We start from the raw sequence: 18,493 nt of genomic DNA on the forward strand, positions 1-18,493 counted from the left end.
TGTTCCATGGGTACCGTTACGTGTTCCGTGGGGAAACGGTACCCAGGCGGCGGCTGCGCGCTACTGCGTTCCGGCCGTCGGCCGGCGTGAGAGCCGCGTCGCGTCGGCCACGTCGGTCAGGGGGCGCAGCCGGTAGGTGTAGGCGTAGTCGCGGTCGGCGAAGAGCTTGTACTCGTCGTGGGTGTGGGCGCCCCAGCTGTTGTCGCCGCCGACGCCCATCTGACGGTGGTTGACGCGGAGCACGACCTCCTCGCGCGGGGTGAGCTGGTAGGCGTGGCGGGCGCCGACGGAGAGGTCCTCGGGGGTGAGGTGCGAGGCGTTGAACTCCAGCAGCGGCTCGCCGCTGACGAGCAGTCCGGTGCCGTCGCGGCCGGTGAGGGCGACCCAGCGGACGTCCGTGCGGTTGCCGTTCTCCTGCGGGCGCAGATAGGAGGTGCCCTGGCCGGTGACGGTGCCGGAGTGGAGGCCGACGTCGGTGGCGTCGTTGCGGTCCCAGTGGTTCTCCTCGGGGCCGCGGCCGTAGTAGTGCAGGTGTTCCAGCCGGGCGGGCAGGAACAGCATCGAGCCCACCTCGGGGATGTACGGCAGGGTGGACGCGCCCGGGTGGAGGGTGTGGTCGACCTTGATCTCGCCGTTGCCGAAGACGGTGTAGGTGGTGGTGTACGTCGACTCGGTGGTCGTGGGCAGGGTGCCGGAGATCGTGATCTCGACGGCCCGGTCGCCGAGGGCCCGGACGGCGACCTTGGTGACCTTGCGGCGGGCGCCGGCGTCGCGCCAGGTCTGGTTGCGGGTGTGCTGGCCGTTGCCGCGGTCGTTGTCGGTGGGGGCGCGCCAGAAGTTGGGGGCGGGTCCCGAGGTGATCAGCGAGGAGCCGCGGGACCGGTAGGAGGTGATGACGCCGGTCCGCTTGTCGACGGTGACGGAGAAGTCCTTGCCGCTGACGGTGACGGAGGTGGCGCCGTCGTGGTGGGTGAGGGCGGGGACGCGGTCGAGGGGCACGGGGGTGACGGCGGGGCTGCCGGCGTCGACGGGGATCTGGTGCCGGGCGATCTCGAAGCCGGCCTTCGCCCACGGGGTGGTCTCGCGGGTGGTGAAGGAGAGGGAGAGGAAGTACTCCGTTCCGGGTGCGGGGTGGCGCGGCGGGTCGAAGGGCACGGTGATGTCCTTGGCGGACAGCGGCGGCAGTGTCAGCCGGTCCCGGCTCAGCCGGCCGCGCTGCACGGTCCGGCCGTCGGCGAGCAGTTCCCAGTGTCCGTCGAAGGCGCGCAGATCGGTGAAGAGGTATTCGTTGGTGAGGGTGACGGGGGCGCCGGGGGTGAGCTTCCCACCGGTGGCGGGGCGGGCGTCGACGGCCTGGTAGACGCGTTTGACCTCGGCGGACTTTCCGGTGAGGCCCCGGTCGGCGGTGACGATGCCGTCGCCGGAGAAGGCGCCGTCGTTGGGGTTGTCGCCCCAGTCGCCGCCGTAGGCGAGGAACGTCGTGTCCCGGGGCCGTTTCTCGGTGACCTCCACGGTGGCGGCGTCGAACCAGAACCGTACGCCCTCGTCGCCGGGGCGCTGGTCGTCGGAGGCGAGTTCGGCGGGGGTCAGCGCCCGGGCGTGGACGCGGGCGGCGCGGACGGTGCCGCTGAACTCCCGGGTCGGGTTGTCGACGTCGGTGGCCAGGGACAGCGGCGCGGTGTTGACGGAGGGGCGCACGGGGGTGGCGCGGGTGGCCCGCACCGTGCCGTCGACGTACAGGGCGAGGGTGCCGGCGTCGGCGTCGAAGACGCCCGCGACATGGTGTTCGCGGCCGGTCCAGTCGTCGGGGACGCTCCAGCTCGCGCTGATCCACTGGCCGCCGCCGTGGATGAAGAACTCCAGGGTGCGACCCGACTGTTTCAGGGAGTACTGGGTGTCTCCCTTGACGAGGATCGGCTGGTGGTAGCCGGTCACGTGGGGGGTGATCCAGGCCTGGAGGGTGAGGGAGCCGGTGAGGTCCAGGCGCGGGTCGCGGGCGAAGACGGTGCCGCCGACGACGCCCTTCTCGCGGCTGAAGCGGCCACTGGGGTTGATGATCTCGCCGGTCAGCGCGGCGGGCCCGGACTCGGTGAACAGGGTGCGGGCGGGGGTGGGCCAGACGAGGGCCTGGTCGGCGAAGTCCCAGATCCAGCCGCCCTGGAGGACGTCGTGGGCGCGGATCAGGTCCCAGTACTTCTTGAAGTTGCCGCTGGAGTTCCCCATCGCGTGGGAGTACTCGATCATCACGTACGGGCGGGTGTCGGCGGTGTCCTCGGCGCGGGCCTCGACACGGGCGGGGGTGTCGTACATCTCGGAGCGGATGTCGCTGATGCCGGGGCGGTCGTCGCCCTCGTACTGGATGACGCGGGTGGTGTCGTAGGAGCGGATCCAGTCGTGCATGGCGGTGAAGGTGCTGCCGCCGCCGGCCTCGTTGCCGAGGGACCAGATGACGACCGAGGCGTGGTTCTTGTCGCGGTGGACCATGTTCTGGGCGCGGGCCACACAGGCCGCCGTCCATTCGGCGTGGTCGCCGGGGTACTGGGAGCGGATGCCGTGGGTCTCGAGGTTGGTCTCGTCGACGAGGTAGAGGCCGTACTCGTCGGCGAGCTCCAGCCAGTGCGGGTTGTTGGGGTAGTGGGAGGTGCGGACGCTGTTGATGTTGAGGCGTTTGATCAGGCGGATGTCCTCGACGAGGTCCGCGCGGGTGAGGGCGGAGCCGCGCACCGGGTGCATCTCGTGCCGGTTGGTGCCGCGCAGCGAGACCGGCTTGCCGTTGATGCGCATCAGCCCGTCCTTCAGGGCGAACTCGCGCAGGCCGACGCGGTGGGAGAGGGTCTCGGTCACCTTGCCGGCCGGGTCGCGCAGCCGGAGCACGGCGGTGTACAGGTACGGGTCCTCGGCCGACCACAGGCGCGGCGCGGGCACGGCCTTGTCCGCCGTGACGGTCTTCTCCTCGCCGGGGCCGAGTTCGACGGCCTGGCGCAGGGGCCGGGACCACACCGGGTGCCCGCCGGCGTCGTAGAGCTGGGTCTCGACGGCGTACCGGCCGGCGCCCCGGCCGCCCTGGTCGCGCACGCTGGCGGTGACCGACAGCCGGGCCGTCGTGTAGTCGTCGCCGAGGGGGGTGTCGAGGCGGAAGTCGCGCACGTGCACGGCCGGGGTGGAGTACAGGTAGACCGAGCGGAAGATGCCGCTCAGCCGGATCATGTCCTGGTCCTCCAGCCAGTCGCCGTCGGAGTAGCGGTAGACCTCGACGGCGATCCGGTTGGTGCCGGGTCTCAGGTACGGGGTGATGTCGTACTCGGCGGGGGTGTAGGAGTCCTCGTGGTAGCCGACCAGTTGGCCGTTGATCCACACGTAGTGGGCGGACTTGACGCCCTCGAAGTGGAGGAAGGTGCGCCGGCCCGCCCAGCCGCGCGGGACGGTGAAGGTGCGCCGGTACTGGCCGACGGGGTTGTAGCGGGTGGGGGCGGCCGGTGGCTGCGCGTCCTCGCCGAGGCCGTTGGGGCCCCACCAGGGGTAGGTGATGTTGATGTAGATGGGGCGGTCGTATCCGTGCAGTTGCCAGGCGGAGGGCACCGGGAGGGTGTCCCAGCCGCTGTCGTCGAGGTCGGTGCGGTGGAAGTCGGGGTCGCGGTCCTCGGGCCGGTCGGCGTGGGCGAACCTCCAGGTGCCGTCCAGGCTCAGCCGGTACGGGGAGCGGGTGCGGTCGGCGGCGAGGGCCTGGGCGAGGTCGGCGTACGGCATGAGGGTGGTGTGCGGGGCCTCGGTGCCGAGCCGGAAGACGTCGATCCGGCCGTTCCACTCGGGAGGGCCCACGACGCCTTCCGCCGCGGCGGCCGGCCGGGTGCCTGCCGGGGCGGACAGGGCGAGGGCGCCGAGGACGGCGGCCGATCCCTCGAGCAGACGGCGACGGCTGACGACCACCGGCTCGGGGCGGTCCGGCCGGTCCATGGGCGACGCGTGCGGGTGCGACATGACCACGACCTTCCTCGGGGGGACCGTGCGACTGCACGGACGGAGGGTGCGTCAGATCTTGTCGGATAGTGTTGATAAACCGAACAGGGGCGCGCCGTTCTGGCCGGATTTCGCCGCTCAGTACACGTCTCGCACGTATCGCTTGTCCGAGGCGAGCTGCTTGACATACGCCGCGGCCTCCGCCTCGCCGAGGCCGCCGTGCACGACGGCGATGTCGCGCAGCGCCCGGTCGACGTCCTTGGCCATGCGGGAGGCGTCGCCGCAGACGTAGAAGTGGGCGCCGTCCTGGAGCCAGGACCACAGATGGGAGCCGTGCTCGCGCATCCGGTCCTGGACGTACACCTTGGCACGCTGGTCGCGGGAGAAGGCGGTGTCCAGGCGGGCGAGTCCCCCGTCGGCGAGCAGGCCGGTGAGCTCCTCCTCGTAGTAGAAGTCGGTCGACCGGCGCTGTTCGCCGAAGAACAGCCAGTTGGGGGCCCGGTGGCCACGGGCCCGGCGCTCCTGGAGGAAACCGACGAAGGGCGCCACACCGGTGCCGGGGCCCACCATCACCATCGGGGTGGCCGGGTCGGCGGGCGGGCGGAAGTGCGGGGAACGCTGGACGTGGACCGTGACCTCGGTGCCGGGCTCGGCGTCGGCGAGGAACGGCGAGCAGACGCCCTGGCGGGGGCGGCCGGCCAGGTTCTCGTACCGCACGACGGAGACGGTCAGCGAGACGAGGTGGGGGTCGGTCAGCGGGCTGCTGGAGATGGAGTACAGCCGTGGCTGGAGCCGGCCCAGCACCTCGGTCCACTCCTGGGCGCCGGCCCGGACCCCGAACTCGGCGACCACGTCGACGGCCTGCCGGCCCCAGGACCACTTCGCCAGCTCGCCCTTGTTGTCCGGCCGCAGCAGTTTGCGCAGCTCGCGCGGGTCACGGGTGCGGTCGGCGGTGAAGCGCAGCAGGGCCGGGGTGATCCGGGTGATGTCGAGGTCCCGCAGCAGGGCCTCGCCGAGGTCTCTCTCGCCGACTCCGGTGACCTGGACGGCCGTCCCGGCGTCCAGACCGGTGACGGCGAGCCACTCCTCGACCAGCGCCGGGGAGTTGAGGGGCCGTACCCCGAGGGCATCACCCGCCTCGTAGACCAGCGGGCTGTCGCTGTCGCGGGTGTCGAAGGTGAAGCGCCGGACCTCCTTGCCGGAACCGGGCCGGCTGAGCAGCCGGTTCCCGGTGAGGCGGGCGGCGACGGGGGCGGGGCGCCTGGGGCGGGGCGGAGCGGCGGGGGCAGGGGCCGGGGCGGCGGGGGTGGCGGCGGGGCCGGTCGGCGCGGAGACCGCACCGTCGGCCACCGTGCCACCGGCCGCCGCGCCCCCGGCCGAACCGCCGTCGGCCGGTGCGGGCCCGGTGTCCGGGAGGCCGTGTCCCGTGGCCTCCTTCAGTGCCGTGAGCACCTGGTCCAGCCATGCCTCGGCCTGCGGCTCGTAGTCGGGTTCGCAGTCGGTGCGCGGGGCGAGCCGTACCGCGCCGAGTTCGTCCATACGGTCGTCCAGGCGCCGCCCGTGGCCGCAGAAGTCGTCGTAGGAGGAGTCCCCGAAGGCGAGGACGGCATAGCGGCGGCCCTCCAGGCGGCCGGTGTCCAGCGCGTCGAGGCCGTCCCAGAAGCCGGCGCCGTTGTCGGGGGCGTCGCCGTCGCCGAAGGTGCTGGTGATCAGCAGCAGGTCGGCACCGGCGGGCAGCGCGGCCGGGTCGGCCTGGTCCATGGCGACGAGGGAGGCGGCGTGGCCGCCCGCGGTGAGCCGCTCGGCGGTGGTGGCGGCGAACTCCTCCGCGTTGCCGGTCTGCGAGGCCCAGAGGATCACCACCCGGCGCCCGGCGGGCTCCTCGGGGACGGGTACGGACGCGGTGCGGGAGTACATGCCGGCGAGGGTGCCGTTGACCCACAGCGCGTGCTCCGGGCTGAAGGGCGCGTCCGGCGGCAGGACGGGGACGCCGGGGGCACCGGCCGGGATGCCGGCGAGGAAGCCGACCAGGTAGCGGCGTTCGGGTGCGGTGAGGACCGGCGGCGGGGCGGGGTCCAGGCCGAAGACGGCGGCGGCGGAGGGCAGCACGGCGGTGGGGGCGAGCACCCGCGGCTCCGGCGTGCTCACCGGGGCGGCCACGGTCACCGGGGTCGACACCTTCGTCAGGGAGACCGCGCACACCTTCAGTTCCGGCTGGAAGGAGAGCGGGTCGACGGCGTCGCTGGTCACGGCGTTGACGCTGAGGTACTCGCCGAACAGGTCGTTCCAGTGGAACGGCGCGAAGCAGGACCCGGGCAGCACCCGGTCGGTGACGACGGCGGGCAGGACGGCCCGGCCGCGCCGCGAGGCGACCTCGACGGAGTCGCCGTCGGCTAGCCCGAGCGCGGCCGCGTCCTCGGGGTGCACCTCGACGAACGGGCCGGGGTTGAGCTTGTTGAGCTTGGCGACCCTGGCGGTCTTGGTGAGGGTGTGCCACTGGTGCTGGAGCCGGCCCGTGTTCAGGACGAACGGGTAGTCGTCGTCCGGCATCTCGGCGGGGTCGAGGTGCGGGCGGGCGTGGAAGACGGCACGGCCGGAGGGGGTGGCGAAGGTGAGGGTGCCGTCGGGGCCGACGTACCGGATCGGGTTGCGGTCGGGGCCGTCGGCGGTGGCGGCGGGCCACTGTACGGTGGTGGAGCGGAGCCGGTCGTAGGTGACGCCGCGCAGGTCGTAGCCGGTCTGCGGGTTGTGGAAGCGCTTGATCTCCTCGAAGATCTCCTCGGCGCTCGTGTACGAGAAGCCGTCCTCGTAGCCCATCGCGCGGGCGACGTCGGCGATGAGACGCCAGTCGGGGGTGGCCTCGCCGGGCGGGTCGGTGGCGGGGCGGGCGAGGGTGAGGTTGCGCTCGCTGTTGATGAGGACGCCCTCGGTCTCGGTCCACAGGGCGGCGGGCAGGACGACGTCGGCGTAGGCGTTGGTCTCGGTGTCGGCGAAGACGTCCTGGGCGACGACGAACTCGGCGGCCTCCAGACCCTCGATGACGGTCCTGCGGTGGGCGACGGAGGCGACCGGGTTGGTGCAGATGATCCAGCAGGCCTTGATGGCGCCGTCGGCCATCCTCCGGAACATCTCGATCGTGCCCTTGCCGACGCCGTCGGCGCGGATCGTGCCGGGCGCGAGGCCCCACACCTCCTCCGTGAACGCGCGGTCGGCGTCGACGAGGACGGACCGCTGGCCGGGCAGCCCGGGTCCCATGTAGCCCATCTCGCGGCCGCCCATGGCGTTGGGCTGGCCGGTGAGGGAGAACGGGCCGCTGCCGGGGCGGCAGATCTTTCCGGTGGCCAGGTGCAGGTTGACCAGGGCGTTGGTGTTCCAGGTGCCGTGCGTGGACTGGTTCAGGCCCATCGTCCAGCAGCTGGTCCACTCCCCCGCCTCGCCGATCAGCCGGGCCGCCTCGCGCAGGTCGGCCTCGGGGATGCCGGTGAGCTCCGCGACGGTGGCGGGCGGGTAGTCGGCGAGGAACTCCTCCATCGCCTCCCAGCCCTCGGTGTACGCGGCGACGAAGTCGGGGTCGGTGTGGCCGTTCGCATGGAGGAGGTGCAGCAGGCCGTTGAGGAGGGCGAGGTCGGCGCCCGGCCTGATCTGGAGGAACAGGTCGGCCTTCTCGGCGGTGGCGGTGCGGCGGGGGTCGACGACGATGAGCTTGGCGCCCGCCTTGACCCGGTCCATCATGCGCAGGAAGAGGATGGGGTGGCAGTCGGCCATGTTGGAGCCGATGACGAGGAAGACGTCCGCCCGGTCGAGGTCCTCGTACGAGCCGGGCGGTCCGTCGGCGCCGAGGGAGAGCTTGTAGCCGGTGCCGGCGCTCGCCATGCACAGCCGGGAGTTCGACTCGATGGTGTTGGTGCGCAGATAGCCCTTGGTGAGCTTGTTGGCGAGGTACTGGGCCTCCAGGCTCATCTGGCCGGAGACGTAGAGGGCGACCGCGTCGGGGCCGTGCTCGTCGACGATCGCCCGCAGCCGGCGCGCGGTCTCGGCGACGGCGGCGTCCACGGGCGCGGGCTCGGCCTGCTCGCCCCGGTCGGCGCGGACCAGGGCGGTGGTGAGGCGGCCGGGGGCGGCGAGCAGGTCGGCGGTGGTGGCGCCCTTCGTGCAGAGCCGGCCGAGGTTCGCCGGGTGCTCCTTGTCGCCGGACGCCTTCAGGACCGTGCGGCGTCCGTCGGGGCCGCGGCCGATGTCGAGGACCAGGCCACAGCCGACACCGCAGTACGAGCAGACCGTGCGCACCTTCGTCGCGCTGTCGGTCCGCGGGTCCGGCACGGCCACGGGCGCCCCTTTCGTTCTGCCGCGTTCTGGTGAACGGCCCTGGTGAGGGCCTTGTCGACGGTACGAAGTGTGCATTACGCAGGTGTCTCCCTCACCGGCCGCCGGGAGTTAAGCGCGCCGCACAGCGGGGGGCGGGCGGGTGTGAGCGGACCCTTCGCGGGCGCTCGCTGTGGGATTCCTTTGCCGAACCCTGGGTGACATGGACGCGTCAGTTCTGTCAGGATTCCCCCACCCGTCGCACACCGCCGCTCTCCCTCCGGCACACCTCTGCCGGGGGTCCGGACGCCTCGAAGGAGCCACGTGTGAGACCCACCCCCCGCAAGGCCCTCGCCGCGAGCGCGCTCGCTCTCGCCGCGGTGGCCGCCCTCTCCCTGCCCGCCGCTCCGGCGAGCGCCGCCCCCGAGGCGGCCGAGGCCTGCACCCCCTCGCAGGCCGTCGCCAACGGCGGCTTCGAGAGCGGTGCCACCTCCTGGACCCAGTCGTCGACCACCGTCGTGACCAACCGCACCGGCCAGAGCGCGCACGGCGGCAGCTCCTACGCCTGGCTCGACGGCACCGGCGGCACCCACACCGACACGCTGTCCCAGAGCGTCACCGTCCCCTCCGGCTGCGCGAAGGCCACGCTCACCTTCTGGCTGCACATCGACACCGCCGAGACGACGTCCTCCACCGCCTACGACAAGCTCACCGCCAAGATCGGCTCGACCACCCTCGCGACCTACTCGAACCTCGACAAGAACACCGGGTACGTCCAGAAGTCGTTCGACGTGTCCGCGTTCGCGGGCCAGACCGTCGCGCTGTCCTTCACCGGCACCGAGGACTCCAGCCTCCAGTCCAGCTTCGTCCTCGACGACATCGCGCTCGCCACCTCCGACGCGACCACCCCGCCCGCCGACGCGACCCGGACGCCCGCCGCACCGGCGTACACCGTCAGTCTCAGCAGCAACACCGCCGGCACGGTGTGGACCGGGCACGAGACCGCGACCTTCACCAACGCCTCCGCCACCGCGCTGAGCGAGGTGTACCTGCGGCTGTGGGACAACTACCACGGCACCTGCTCCGCACCGCCGATCACCGTCACCAAGGTCACCGGCGGCACGGCCGGCGCCCTCGCGGTCTCCTGCACCGCCCTGCCGATCACCCTGGCCACCCCGCTCGCCCAGGGCCAGAGCGCCACCATCGGCTTCGACCTGGGGATCTCGGTGCCCAGCGGCGCCGACCGCTTCGGCTACGACGGCTCCTTCAGCTTCATCGGCAACGCGCTGCCCGTGCTGGCGGTGAAGGACGGCGCGGGCTGGCACCTGGACCCGTACACCAACAACGGCGAGTCCTTCTACTCCCTGGCCGCCGACTTCAAGGTGACCCTCGACCACCCGACGACCCTGCTGGTCCCGGCCACCGGCACCTCAGTCGACACGGCCGGCTCCAGCGGACGCACCGTCACCACGGCCACCGCCACCAAGGTCCGTGACTTCGCCTGGGCGGCCGGCCCCTTCACCAAGATCTCCGGCACCTCGGCCGCGGGAACCCCCATCAACGTGTACTCGGTCTCCGGGATCAGCTCCTCCAGCGCCTCCTCGATGCTCAGCACCGCCAGGACGGCCGTCGACGCGCACGCGGCCCGCTTCGGGGCGTACCCGTACGGCGAGCTGGACGCCGTCATCGACAACAACTTCTGGTTCGGCGGGATGGAGTACCCCGGATTCGTCCTCGACCTGGTCAGCACCACCGCGCTCACCCATGAGATCGGCCACCAGTGGTGGTACGGCATCGTCGGCGACGACGAGTACAACAGCCCCTGGCTGGACGAGTCGTTCACGGACTACGCCACCGACCTGGCCCTCGGCAGCACCGGCACGAACTGCTGGAACAGCGTCTCCTGGGCGTCGTCCGCGGAGAAGATCACCAACTCGATGGCGTACTGGGACGCCCACTCCTCCCGGTACGGCACCGTCGTCTACACCTACGGCAAGTGCGCCCTGCACGACCTCAGGCGGCTCATCGGGGACACCGCGATGACCAACCTCCTGAAGAGCTACGCCACTTCGCACTGGTACGGCGTGTCGACCACGGCCGAGTTCAAGGCGGCCGCGCAGGCCGCCACGACCACGGACCTGACGTCGTTCTGGACCACGCACCGCATCGAGGGCTGAGCGGGCGGAGGTTCCTCACGGGTGGCGCCGACGCGGCGTCACCCGTTCGCCTGTGAGGGCGTCAGCCCGGTGAATCGGATGGGCCGAGCGGGTGAAGCGGCTGCGGCCCGAGGCGGTGTCCGCCGTGCGGGGCAATGCATGAAGCCGCGGCCCCATTCCGGTGGAGTCGGCGGACATGACGCCTGGAGGGCGAGTGATGAAGGAATGACGAAGAACCAGACGGCCGAACGAGCCGGCGAGACCGTCCACAAGGTCCCGGTCCTCATCGTCGGCGGGTCCCTGGTGGGCCTGTCGACGTCCCTGTTCCTGGGCCGGCTGGGGGTACGGCACACCCTGGTGGAGCGCCACGCCGGCACCTCCGTCCATCCCCGCGGCCGCGGCAACAACGTCCGCACGATGGAGCTGTTCCGGGTGGCCGGAGCCGAGCCGGGGATCCACGAGGCCGCGGCCACCCTGGCCGACAACCACGGCATCCTGCAGACGCCGACCCTGGTCGGCGACGCGGGCGAGTGGCTGTTCAAGGACATCGACCCGGGTGGCGGGCTGGCCCGGTTCAGCCCGACCGCCTGGTGCCTGTGCAGCCAGAACGACCTGGAGCCGGTCCTGCGCGAGCAGGCCGCGCGGCAGGGCGGCGATCTGCGCTTCCACACCGAGCTGATGTCGTTCGAGGCCGACGACGACGGCGTCACCGCGCTGGTCAAGAGCCGCGACACGGGCGAGCACCTGACGGTCCGCGCGGACTACCTGGTCGCCGCCGACGGCCCGCGCAGCCCCGTGCGGGAGGCGCTCGGCATCGGGCAGAGCGGCCCCGGCGACCTGTTCCACAACATCAGCATGACGTTCCGTTCCCGGCGGCTCGCCGAGGTGGTGGGCGAGCGCCGCTTCATCGTCTGCTACCTGACCGAGCCGGACGCCGACGGTGCTCTGCTGCCCGTGGACAACCGCGAGAACTGGGTCTTCCACGCCCCCTGGCACCCCGAACACGGCGAGACGATGGAGGAGTTCACCGACGAACGCTGCATCGAGCACATCCGCCGCGCGGTCGGGGTCCCCGACCTGGACGTGGAGATCACCGGCAAGGCGCCCTGGCACGCCGCCCAGCGGGTGACCCGCGCCTACCGGTCGGGGCGCGTCCTCCTCGCCGGCGACTCGGCGCACGAGATGTCCCCCACCGGCGCGTTCGGCTCCAACACCGGCATCCAGGACGCCCACAACCTCGCCTGGAAACTGGCCGCGGTGCTCGACGGCTGGGCGGGCGAGGAACTCCTCGACACCTACGACGCCGAACGCCGTCCCGTGGCGGAGGCCACCAGCGCCCGCGCGGCCGCCCGGTCGGCCGAGCACAGCCACCCCGGCTTCGCGCCGCCGCCCTCCGCCGGCGGAGGCGGCGGACCGCAGCGGGGCATCCTGAACGTCGCGCTCGGCTACCGCTATCCGCGGGGCGCCGTCGTCGGCGCCGACCCCGCGGGCCCCGTGGTCCCCGAGGGGCTCTCCCTGACCGGGGAACCCGGAAGCAGGGCCCCCCATCTGTGGGTACGGCGCGCGGGCGAGCGGATCTCCACGCTCGACCTGTACGAGCGCACCATGGTGCTGCTCAGCGACGCCGACGACGCACACCCGGACGGTGAGCCGGGCGCCTGGCACGAGGCCGCCGCCCGCCTCTCCGACCGGGAGTCGATCCCGCTCACCCCCTACCGGGTGGGCACCGCGCCGGACGCCGACCTGACACCCCTCGACGGGCCGCCCGGCACGGACTGGCGGGCCGCCCACGGCATCGGGGTCGGCGGTGCCGTCCTCGTACGGCCGGACGGGTTCGTCGCCTGGCGCTCCCCCGGTCCGGTCGCGGACCCCCAGTCGACGCTGCGTCAGGTGCTGGGCACCGTGCTGTCCTTGCCCTGACCCCCCGCCCCCTCGACCTCGGCCGGCAGCGCCCCTGCGCTGCCGGCCGACTCGTTCGGCGGGACGCGTTCACCCGCGTGACCGCCCCGAGTGGTGGGCGGCCGGGACTTGGCTGACAGTGGATCACGTCGGGCCGGGTCATCTCAGCTGACGAGGCGTCAGCTACCCGGCTGTGACGGAAGGAACCCGCACATGCGTTCTGCTCGCATCATCCTGGCCACCGCGGCGGCCTCGGCCGCCCTCGCCCTCGCCGCGCCCGGCGCCTACGCGGCCGACGGCGACTGGGAGAAGGGCGACTCGTCCTACAGCAAGAAGGACGACTCGTACGAGAAGAAGGACGACTCCTACAGCAAGGAGGACTCCGGCTACGGCAAGGAGCACGACAAGGACCACGGCAAGGACTACGGCAAGCCCCACGGCGGCGTCCACACCGGCGGCGGCGCGCTGACCCTCGTGACCGACGGTTACGACAAGGGCGACAAGGGCGGCAAGGAGTGGAGCAAGGAGGACGGCGGCAAGGACTCCTGGAGCAAGGAGGACGGCGGCAAGGACTCCTGGAGCAAGGAGGACTCCGGCTACGGCAAGGACGACTCCTCCTGGAGCAAGGAGGACGGTGAGGACTCCTGGAGCGGCAAGGACAAGCCCCACGGCGGTGTGCACACCGGCGGTGGCGCCCTGGCCGCTCCGGGCGTGACCGCGGGCGGTCTGGCCGTCCTCGCGGTCGCCGGGGCCGGTCTGTACGGCGTGCGCCGCAAGAAGTCGGCGCACGGCCTGGCCTGACCATGCCGGACGCGATAGAGCCGCGGCCGCCACCGGTGCATCGTGTGGCGGCCGCCCGGCCGGTTCTTCGCCCCGCCCCGTCCGCCCGCAGATCCGCCCCGTCCGAGGTGTTGACCCGATGGCTGTCCCCCCTCCTTCCCCCGCCGACGACCTGTCGGACGGCCAGGAGTCCCGCTCGACCCTGACCGTGCTCGCCGCCGTGGCGCTGCTGATCCTGGCGGTGAGCCTGATCGGCGGCAACGACGCGTCCTCGTCCGGCTCCTCCTCGATCCCGACGCGGGCCCGGCAGGCGCCCCAGGTCCCCGGGACCTCGCTCTCCTCGGCGCCGCCGCTGCGCTCCTCCGCCCCGGCCGCGGGCGCCGCACAGCCGGTGGGCCGGCATCTGCCCCGCTCCCGGCCGGTCCGGCTGCGCATCCCCCGGATCTCGGTGGACGCCCCCTTCACGTACCTCACCCTGAACGCGAACGGGCAGCTCGAGGCCCCGCCCCCGAACGACACCAACCTCGTCGGCTGGCACGCCGCCGGCCCCTCCCCGGGCGAGGCGGGCACCGCGATCATCGCCGGTCACGTCGACACCAAGACCTCCGCCGCCGTCTTCGCCGGGCTGCAGTACCTGCGCAAGGGCGATGTCTTCGACGTCCTGCGGGCGGACGGCAGCATCGCGCACTTCGAGATCGACGACACCGAGACGTTCGCCAAGGACGAGTTCCCGAGCGAGCGGGTCTACGCCGACACGCCCCGGGCCGAGGCCCGCCTCATCACCTGCGCGGGCGTCTACGACCGCTCGGCCAAGGACTACAAGGACAACCTGGTCGTCTTCGCCCACCTGCGATGAACCGTCACCCCCAGGGGTGATCACCCGCGCAGTCCATCCGAATCGCGCGCCGGTGGGGAGCGGCCCAGGATCGAGTCACGGCCACCTCGCAGCACCGCGCCTTCACCTCGCAGCACCGCGAGGGAAGTTCACCGCTCCCCTCCCGCGAAGGAGATGTCCCCGCATGACCACCACGCCCGCTCCCGCCTCCGCGCCGCTGACCCGCCGCGTGTCGCAGCGTGTCTCCCAGTCCGTGTTCGACGGTTCCCGGCTCCGGGTCGTCCTGCTGGTCGATGTCCACGACGGCGCCCAGCAGCAGTTCCTGGAGGCGTACGAGCAGCTCTGCAACCAGGTCGCCTCCGTCCCCGGCCATGTCAGCGACCAGCTCTGCCAGTCGATCGAGAACCCCTCCCAGTGGCTCATCACCAGTGAGTGGGAGAGCGCCCCGCCGTTCCTCACCTGGGTGAACAGCGAGGAGCACGTGGAGATGGTCAAGCCGCTGCACAGCTGTGTCCGCGACACCCGCAGCCTGCGCTTCCACGTCGTACGGGAGACCGGCGGGCCGGCGGCGAACGCCGGCCGCGCCCTGCAGACGTCGCCCCGGATGGGGGACGGGGTGATCCGCCACGCGCTCACCTTCACCGTGCAGCCGGGCAGCGAGGAGAAGGTCGCCCGCATCCTGTCCGACTACGCCTCGCCCGACCCGAAGGTCGACGACACCACGCGGCTGTGCCGTACGTCCCTGTACATGCACGGCAACCGGGTGGTGCGGGCCATCGAGGTGCGGGGCGACCTGATGGCCGCGCTGCGCCATGTCGCCCGGCAGCCCGAGGTGCGGGCCGTCGAGGAGGCCATCAACCCCTATCTGGAACAGGACCGGGACCTCGACGACCCGGACTCCGCACGGGTGTTCTTCACCCGGGCGGCGCTGCCCGCCGTCCACCACGTGGCGGCCGACCAGGAGGCCCCGAAGGCCGAGCGGCACGCCCTGTACTACCCGGCGAAGCCCGGCTGCGGCCTGGAGCTGGCCCGGCTGCTGGCCGAGCAGGACGAGGCGGCCGCGGACGACCCGAAGTGCCCGGTGCTGAGCAGCACGATCTTCCAGCGCGACGACGTCGTGGTGCGCCTGGTGGACGTACGGCACGGGGTGGGCGCCGACGACCCCGCGCTGTCGCCGAAGGCGGCCGAGCTGAAGCGGCTGCTGGACGGCCGCGCCCAGAAGGGTGCCGCCGGGCCGACCCGGATGGCCCTCGTCACCGACCGCCGCTCGCCCGGCGCCTGATCCGTCCCGCACCCGCCCCTCGGCAGAGCAGAGCACAGCACCCGATCGGAGCAACGTCGTGATCAATTCCCGTCCCAGAATCGTGGATCTCAGCGAGGTCGAGCCCAACACCCGGCGCGGCGGCGATCTGCGCGCCATGCTCACCCCGGCCACGGTCGGCTCCACCAGCGGTTTCATGGGCGTGGCCCTCATCCAGCCCGGCGACCGCATCGGCGAGCACTACCACCCGTACTCCGAGGAGTTCGTGTACGTCCTGTGCGGGCAGCTCGAGGTCGACCTGGACGGCGAGCCCACGCCGCTCCAGCCGGAGCAGGGTCTGCTGATCCCCATGCACATGAAGCACCGCTTCCGCAACGTCGGCAAGGTCGAGGCACGGATCGTCTTCCACCTCGGTCCGCTGGCCCCGAGCCCGCCGCTCGGCCACGTCGACACCGAGGAGACCGCCGAGGTCGTCTCATGAGCGGGCGGCGGGTGGCGGTCACCGGCATAGGCGTGGTCGCACCCGGCGGCATCGGTGTGCCGGCGTTCTGGGACCTGCTCTCGCACGGGCGGACCGCGACGCGCGGCATCACCTTCTTCGATCCGGCCGGCCTGAGGTCACGGATCGCCGCCGAGTGCGACTTCGACCCGGCGGCCTCGGGGCTGGCCGCCGAGGAGATCGCCCGCAGCGACCGGTACATCCAGTTCGCGCTGGTCGCCGGGGAGGAGGCGGTGCGGGACGCGGGCCTCGACCTCGCCCGGGAGAACCCGTGGCGGGTCGGGGTGTCGCTGGGCACCGCGGTCGGCGGCACCACCCGGCTGGAGCACGACTACGTGCTGGTCAGCCATCGCGGGCAGCGCTGGGACGTCGACGGCGGGCGGGCGGAGCCGGAGCTGCACCGCGCGTTCACGCCGGCCACGCTCGCGGCCACCGTGGCCGAGCGGTTCGAGGCGCGCGGCCCGGTGCAGACGGTCTCCACGGGCTGCACCTCGGGGCTGGACGCCGTCGGGTACGCCTTCCACACGATCGAGGAGGGCCGGGCCGACGTCTGCATAGCCGGCGCGTCGGACTCGCCGATCTCCCCGATCACCATGGCGTGCTTCGACGCGATCAAGGCGACGTCGCCGAACAACGACGATCCCGCCCACGCCTCCCGCCCCTTCGACGCCGACCGCAACGGCTTCGTGATGGGCGAGGGCGGCGCCGTCCTCGTCCTGGAGGACCTGGAGCACGCCAAGGCCCGTGGGGCGCGCGTCTACTGCGAGCTGGGCGGCTACGCCACCTTCGGCAACGCGTACCACATGACGGGGCTGACCAAGGACGGTCTGGAGATGGCCCGGGCGATCGACTTCGCCCTCGACCACGCCCGGCTGGACCCCACGGCCATCGACTACGTCAACGCGCACGGGTCGGGCACCCTGCAGAACGACCGTCATGAGACGGCGGCCGTGAAGCGGGCCCTGGGGCAGCACGCGTACGCCACCCCGATGAGCTCCATCAAGTCCATGGTGGGTCACTCGCTCGGCGCGATCGGCGCGATCGAGGTCGTCGCCTGTGTCCTCGCCATGGCCCACCAGGTGGTCCCGCCCACCGCGAACTACGAGACCCCCGACCCCGAGTGCGACCTGGACTACGTGCCGCGGGTCGCGCGGGAACGGACGCTGAACAGCGTGCTCTCCGTGGGCAGCGGGTTCGGCGGGTTCCAGTCCGCGGTGGTCCTGACCCGGCCGAGGGAGAGGACATGATGAGCGCACCGCGTTCACGGCGCGCCGCCGTCACCGGAATCGGTGTCGTCGCGCCGAACGGAACCAACACCCAGGCCTTCTGGAAGGCCACGCAGGAAGGCATCAGCGTCCTGGACCGGGTGACCCGCGAGGGCTGCGGGCATCTGCCGCTGCGGGTGGCCGGCGAGGTCCGCGACTTCGACGCGTCGGCCTCCGTGGAGGAACGCTTCCTCGTCCAGACGGACCGGTTCACGCACTTCGCGATGGCCGCCGCCGATCTCGCGCTGGAGGACGCCCGGCTCGGCCAGGCCGACACCGCCGAGGCCCCCTACTCGGTGGGCGTGGTCACCGCCGCCGGCAGCGGCGGCGGCGAGTTCGGTCAGCGGGAGCTGCAGCAGCTGTGGGGCAAGGGCAGCCGGTTCGTCGGGCCGTACCAGTCGATCGCCTGGTTCTACGCGGCGTCCACCGGCCAGATCTCGATCCGCCGCGGCTTCAAGGGCCCCTGCTCGGTGCTCGCCGCGGACGAGGCGGGCGGTCTGGACGCCCTCGCGCACGCGGCGCGGGCGGTACGGCGCGGCACCGATGTGCTGGTGACCGGCTCGACCGAGGCGCCGCTCGCCCCGTACTCGATGGTCTGCCAGCTCGGTTACGAGGCGCTGAGCACCGTGGCGGAGCCGGAGCGCGCCTACCGCCCGTTCACCGAGGCGGCGTGCGGGTTCGTGCCCGCCGAGGGCGGCGCCATGTTCGTCGTGGAGTCGGAGTCCTCGGCCCGGGAGCGGGGGGCCCGGGTGCGGGCCATCCTCGTCGGGCACGCGGCGACGTTCACCGGGGCCTCCCGGTGGGCGCAGTCGCGGGAGGGGCTCGCGCAGGCGATCCGGGGCGCGCTGGACGAGGCGGGGTGTGCCCCGGAGGAGATCGACGTGGTCTTCGCCGACGCCCTGGGGGTGCCGGAGGCGGACCGGGCCGAGGCGCTCGCGATCGCCGACGCGCTCGGCGCGCACGGCCGCAAGGTGCCGGTGACGGCGCCGAAGACCGGGATCGGCCGGGCCTACGGCGGGGCGCCGGTGCTGGACACGGCGGCCGCGGTGCTGGCGATGGAGCACGGTCTGGTCCCGCCCACCCCCCATGTCTTCGACATCTGCCATGACCTCGACCTGGTGACCGAGCGCGCCCGTCCCGCGGACCTGCGGACGGCGCTGGTCCTCAGCCGGGGCCTCATGGGGTCGAACTCGGCGCTGGTGCTGCGGCACGGCGCCGCCCACGCCTCGTAGCGGGGCGCGGCACGCACAGCACGGCACAGCACGAAGGAGAGGTTTCGCATGAGTGACCGCATCACCCTGGACGAACTCGCCGGTCTGATGAAGAAGGCCGCGGGGATCACCGTGACACCGGAGCGGCTGAGGGAGCACGCGGACGGCGAGTTCGGCGAGCTGGGCATCGACTCGCTCGGCATGCTCGGCATCGTGGGCGAGCTGGAGAACCGCTTCGGCCTGGCGCTGGACCTGGACATGGAGCGCTGCCGGACGCCCCGGGAGTTCCTCGACCGGGTCAACGACGCGCTGCCGGCGGGGGCGTGAC

At 72.5% G+C, this 18,493-nt stretch carries 11 protein-coding genes; 9 read left to right on the forward strand and 2 right to left on the reverse strand.

Going from position 1 to position 18,493, the window contains the following annotated elements:
* Positions 1 to 60: 60 nt before the first annotated feature.
* Positions 61 to 3,978 (reverse strand): glycoside hydrolase family 2 TIM barrel-domain containing protein, encoded by a 3,918-nt coding sequence (locus OG852_RS09925; protein WP_330347628.1) that lies wholly within the window; start codon positions 3,976 to 3,978, stop codon positions 61 to 63.
* A 117-nt stretch (positions 3,979 to 4,095) separates the two neighbouring features.
* Positions 4,096 to 8,283: a molybdopterin-dependent oxidoreductase gene (locus tag OG852_RS09930; RefSeq protein ID WP_133913897.1), complete on the reverse strand. Its 4,188-nt coding sequence runs from the start codon at positions 8,281 to 8,283 to the stop codon at positions 4,096 to 4,098.
* A gap of 302 nt (positions 8,284 to 8,585) precedes the next feature.
* On the opposite strand from OG852_RS09930, the gene OG852_RS09935 reads away from it, so the two are divergent.
* From OG852_RS09935 to OG852_RS09975, 9 genes are all read left to right on the forward strand, one after another.
* Entirely contained in the window at positions 8,586 to 10,436 is a 1,851-nt protein-coding gene (locus OG852_RS09935; RefSeq protein ID WP_330347629.1) for a M1 family aminopeptidase, read from the forward strand.
* A gap of 204 nt (positions 10,437 to 10,640) precedes the next feature.
* The gene (locus tag OG852_RS09940) at positions 10,641 to 12,335 is read left to right on the forward strand and encodes an FAD-dependent oxidoreductase (RefSeq protein WP_330347630.1); all 1,695 of its coding nucleotides are present in this window, start codon (positions 10,641 to 10,643) and stop codon (positions 12,333 to 12,335) included.
* A 192-nt stretch (positions 12,336 to 12,527) separates the two neighbouring features.
* The gene (locus tag OG852_RS09945) at positions 12,528 to 13,115 is read left to right on the forward strand and encodes a hypothetical protein (RefSeq protein WP_133913900.1); all 588 of its coding nucleotides are present in this window, start codon (positions 12,528 to 12,530) and stop codon (positions 13,113 to 13,115) included.
* A gap of 118 nt (positions 13,116 to 13,233) precedes the next feature.
* A complete protein-coding gene (locus OG852_RS09950; RefSeq protein WP_133913901.1) occupies positions 13,234 to 13,950 on the forward strand; it encodes a class F sortase in 717 nt (238 codons plus the stop codon).
* Between the two features lie 163 nt (positions 13,951 to 14,113).
* Positions 14,114 to 15,211: a SchA/CurD-like domain-containing protein gene (locus OG852_RS09955; RefSeq protein ID WP_133913902.1), complete on the forward strand. Its 1,098-nt coding sequence runs from the start codon at positions 14,114 to 14,116 to the stop codon at positions 15,209 to 15,211.
* A 58-nt stretch (positions 15,212 to 15,269) separates the two neighbouring features.
* On the forward strand, positions 15,270 to 15,671 hold the full coding sequence (locus OG852_RS09960) for a cupin domain-containing protein (RefSeq protein WP_133913903.1): 402 nt from the start codon (positions 15,270 to 15,272) through the stop codon (positions 15,669 to 15,671).
* Complete coding sequence (locus OG852_RS09965) at positions 15,668 to 16,936, forward strand: beta-ketoacyl-[acyl-carrier-protein] synthase family protein (RefSeq protein ID WP_166663591.1); 1,269 nt, start codon at positions 15,668 to 15,670, stop codon at positions 16,934 to 16,936. The genes OG852_RS09960 and OG852_RS09965 overlap by 4 nt, the downstream gene beginning before the upstream one ends.
* Entirely contained in the window at positions 16,936 to 18,186 is a 1,251-nt protein-coding gene (locus OG852_RS09970; RefSeq protein WP_133913962.1) for a ketosynthase chain-length factor, read from the forward strand. The genes OG852_RS09965 and OG852_RS09970 overlap by 1 nt, the downstream gene beginning before the upstream one ends.
* 48 nt (positions 18,187 to 18,234) lie before the next feature.
* Positions 18,235 to 18,492 carry an acyl carrier protein gene (locus OG852_RS09975; RefSeq protein WP_133913904.1) on the forward strand — a complete coding sequence of 86 codons (258 nt, stop codon included), beginning with the start codon at positions 18,235 to 18,237 and terminating at the stop codon, positions 18,490 to 18,492.
* Position 18,493 lies beyond the last annotated feature (1 nt).

The organism is Streptomyces sp. NBC_00582 (assembly GCF_036345155.1).
Taxonomy (GTDB): domain Bacteria; phylum Actinomycetota; class Actinomycetes; order Streptomycetales; family Streptomycetaceae; genus Streptomyces.

Bases quoted from the DNA above. Each gene is read 5' to 3' on its own strand.
- OG852_RS09925 (WP_330347628.1), bottom strand. From the start codon at position 3,978: ATGTCGCACCCGCACGCGTCGCCCATGGACCGGCCGGACCGCCCCGAG.
- OG852_RS09940 (WP_330347630.1), top strand. From the start codon at position 10,641: ATGACGAAGAACCAGACGGCCGAACGAGCCGGCGAGACCGTCCACAAG.
- OG852_RS09945 (WP_133913900.1), top strand. From the start codon at position 12,528: ATGCGTTCTGCTCGCATCATCCTGGCCACCGCGGCGGCCTCGGCCGCC.
- OG852_RS09950 (WP_133913901.1), top strand. From the start codon at position 13,234: ATGGCTGTCCCCCCTCCTTCCCCCGCCGACGACCTGTCGGACGGCCAG.
- OG852_RS09955 (WP_133913902.1), top strand. From the start codon at position 14,114: ATGACCACCACGCCCGCTCCCGCCTCCGCGCCGCTGACCCGCCGCGTG.
- OG852_RS09965 (WP_166663591.1), top strand. From the start codon at position 15,668: ATGAGCGGGCGGCGGGTGGCGGTCACCGGCATAGGCGTGGTCGCACCC.
- OG852_RS09970 (WP_133913962.1), top strand. From the start codon at position 16,936: ATGAGCGCACCGCGTTCACGGCGCGCCGCCGTCACCGGAATCGGTGTC.
- OG852_RS09975 (WP_133913904.1), top strand. From the start codon at position 18,235: ATGAGTGACCGCATCACCCTGGACGAACTCGCCGGTCTGATGAAGAAG.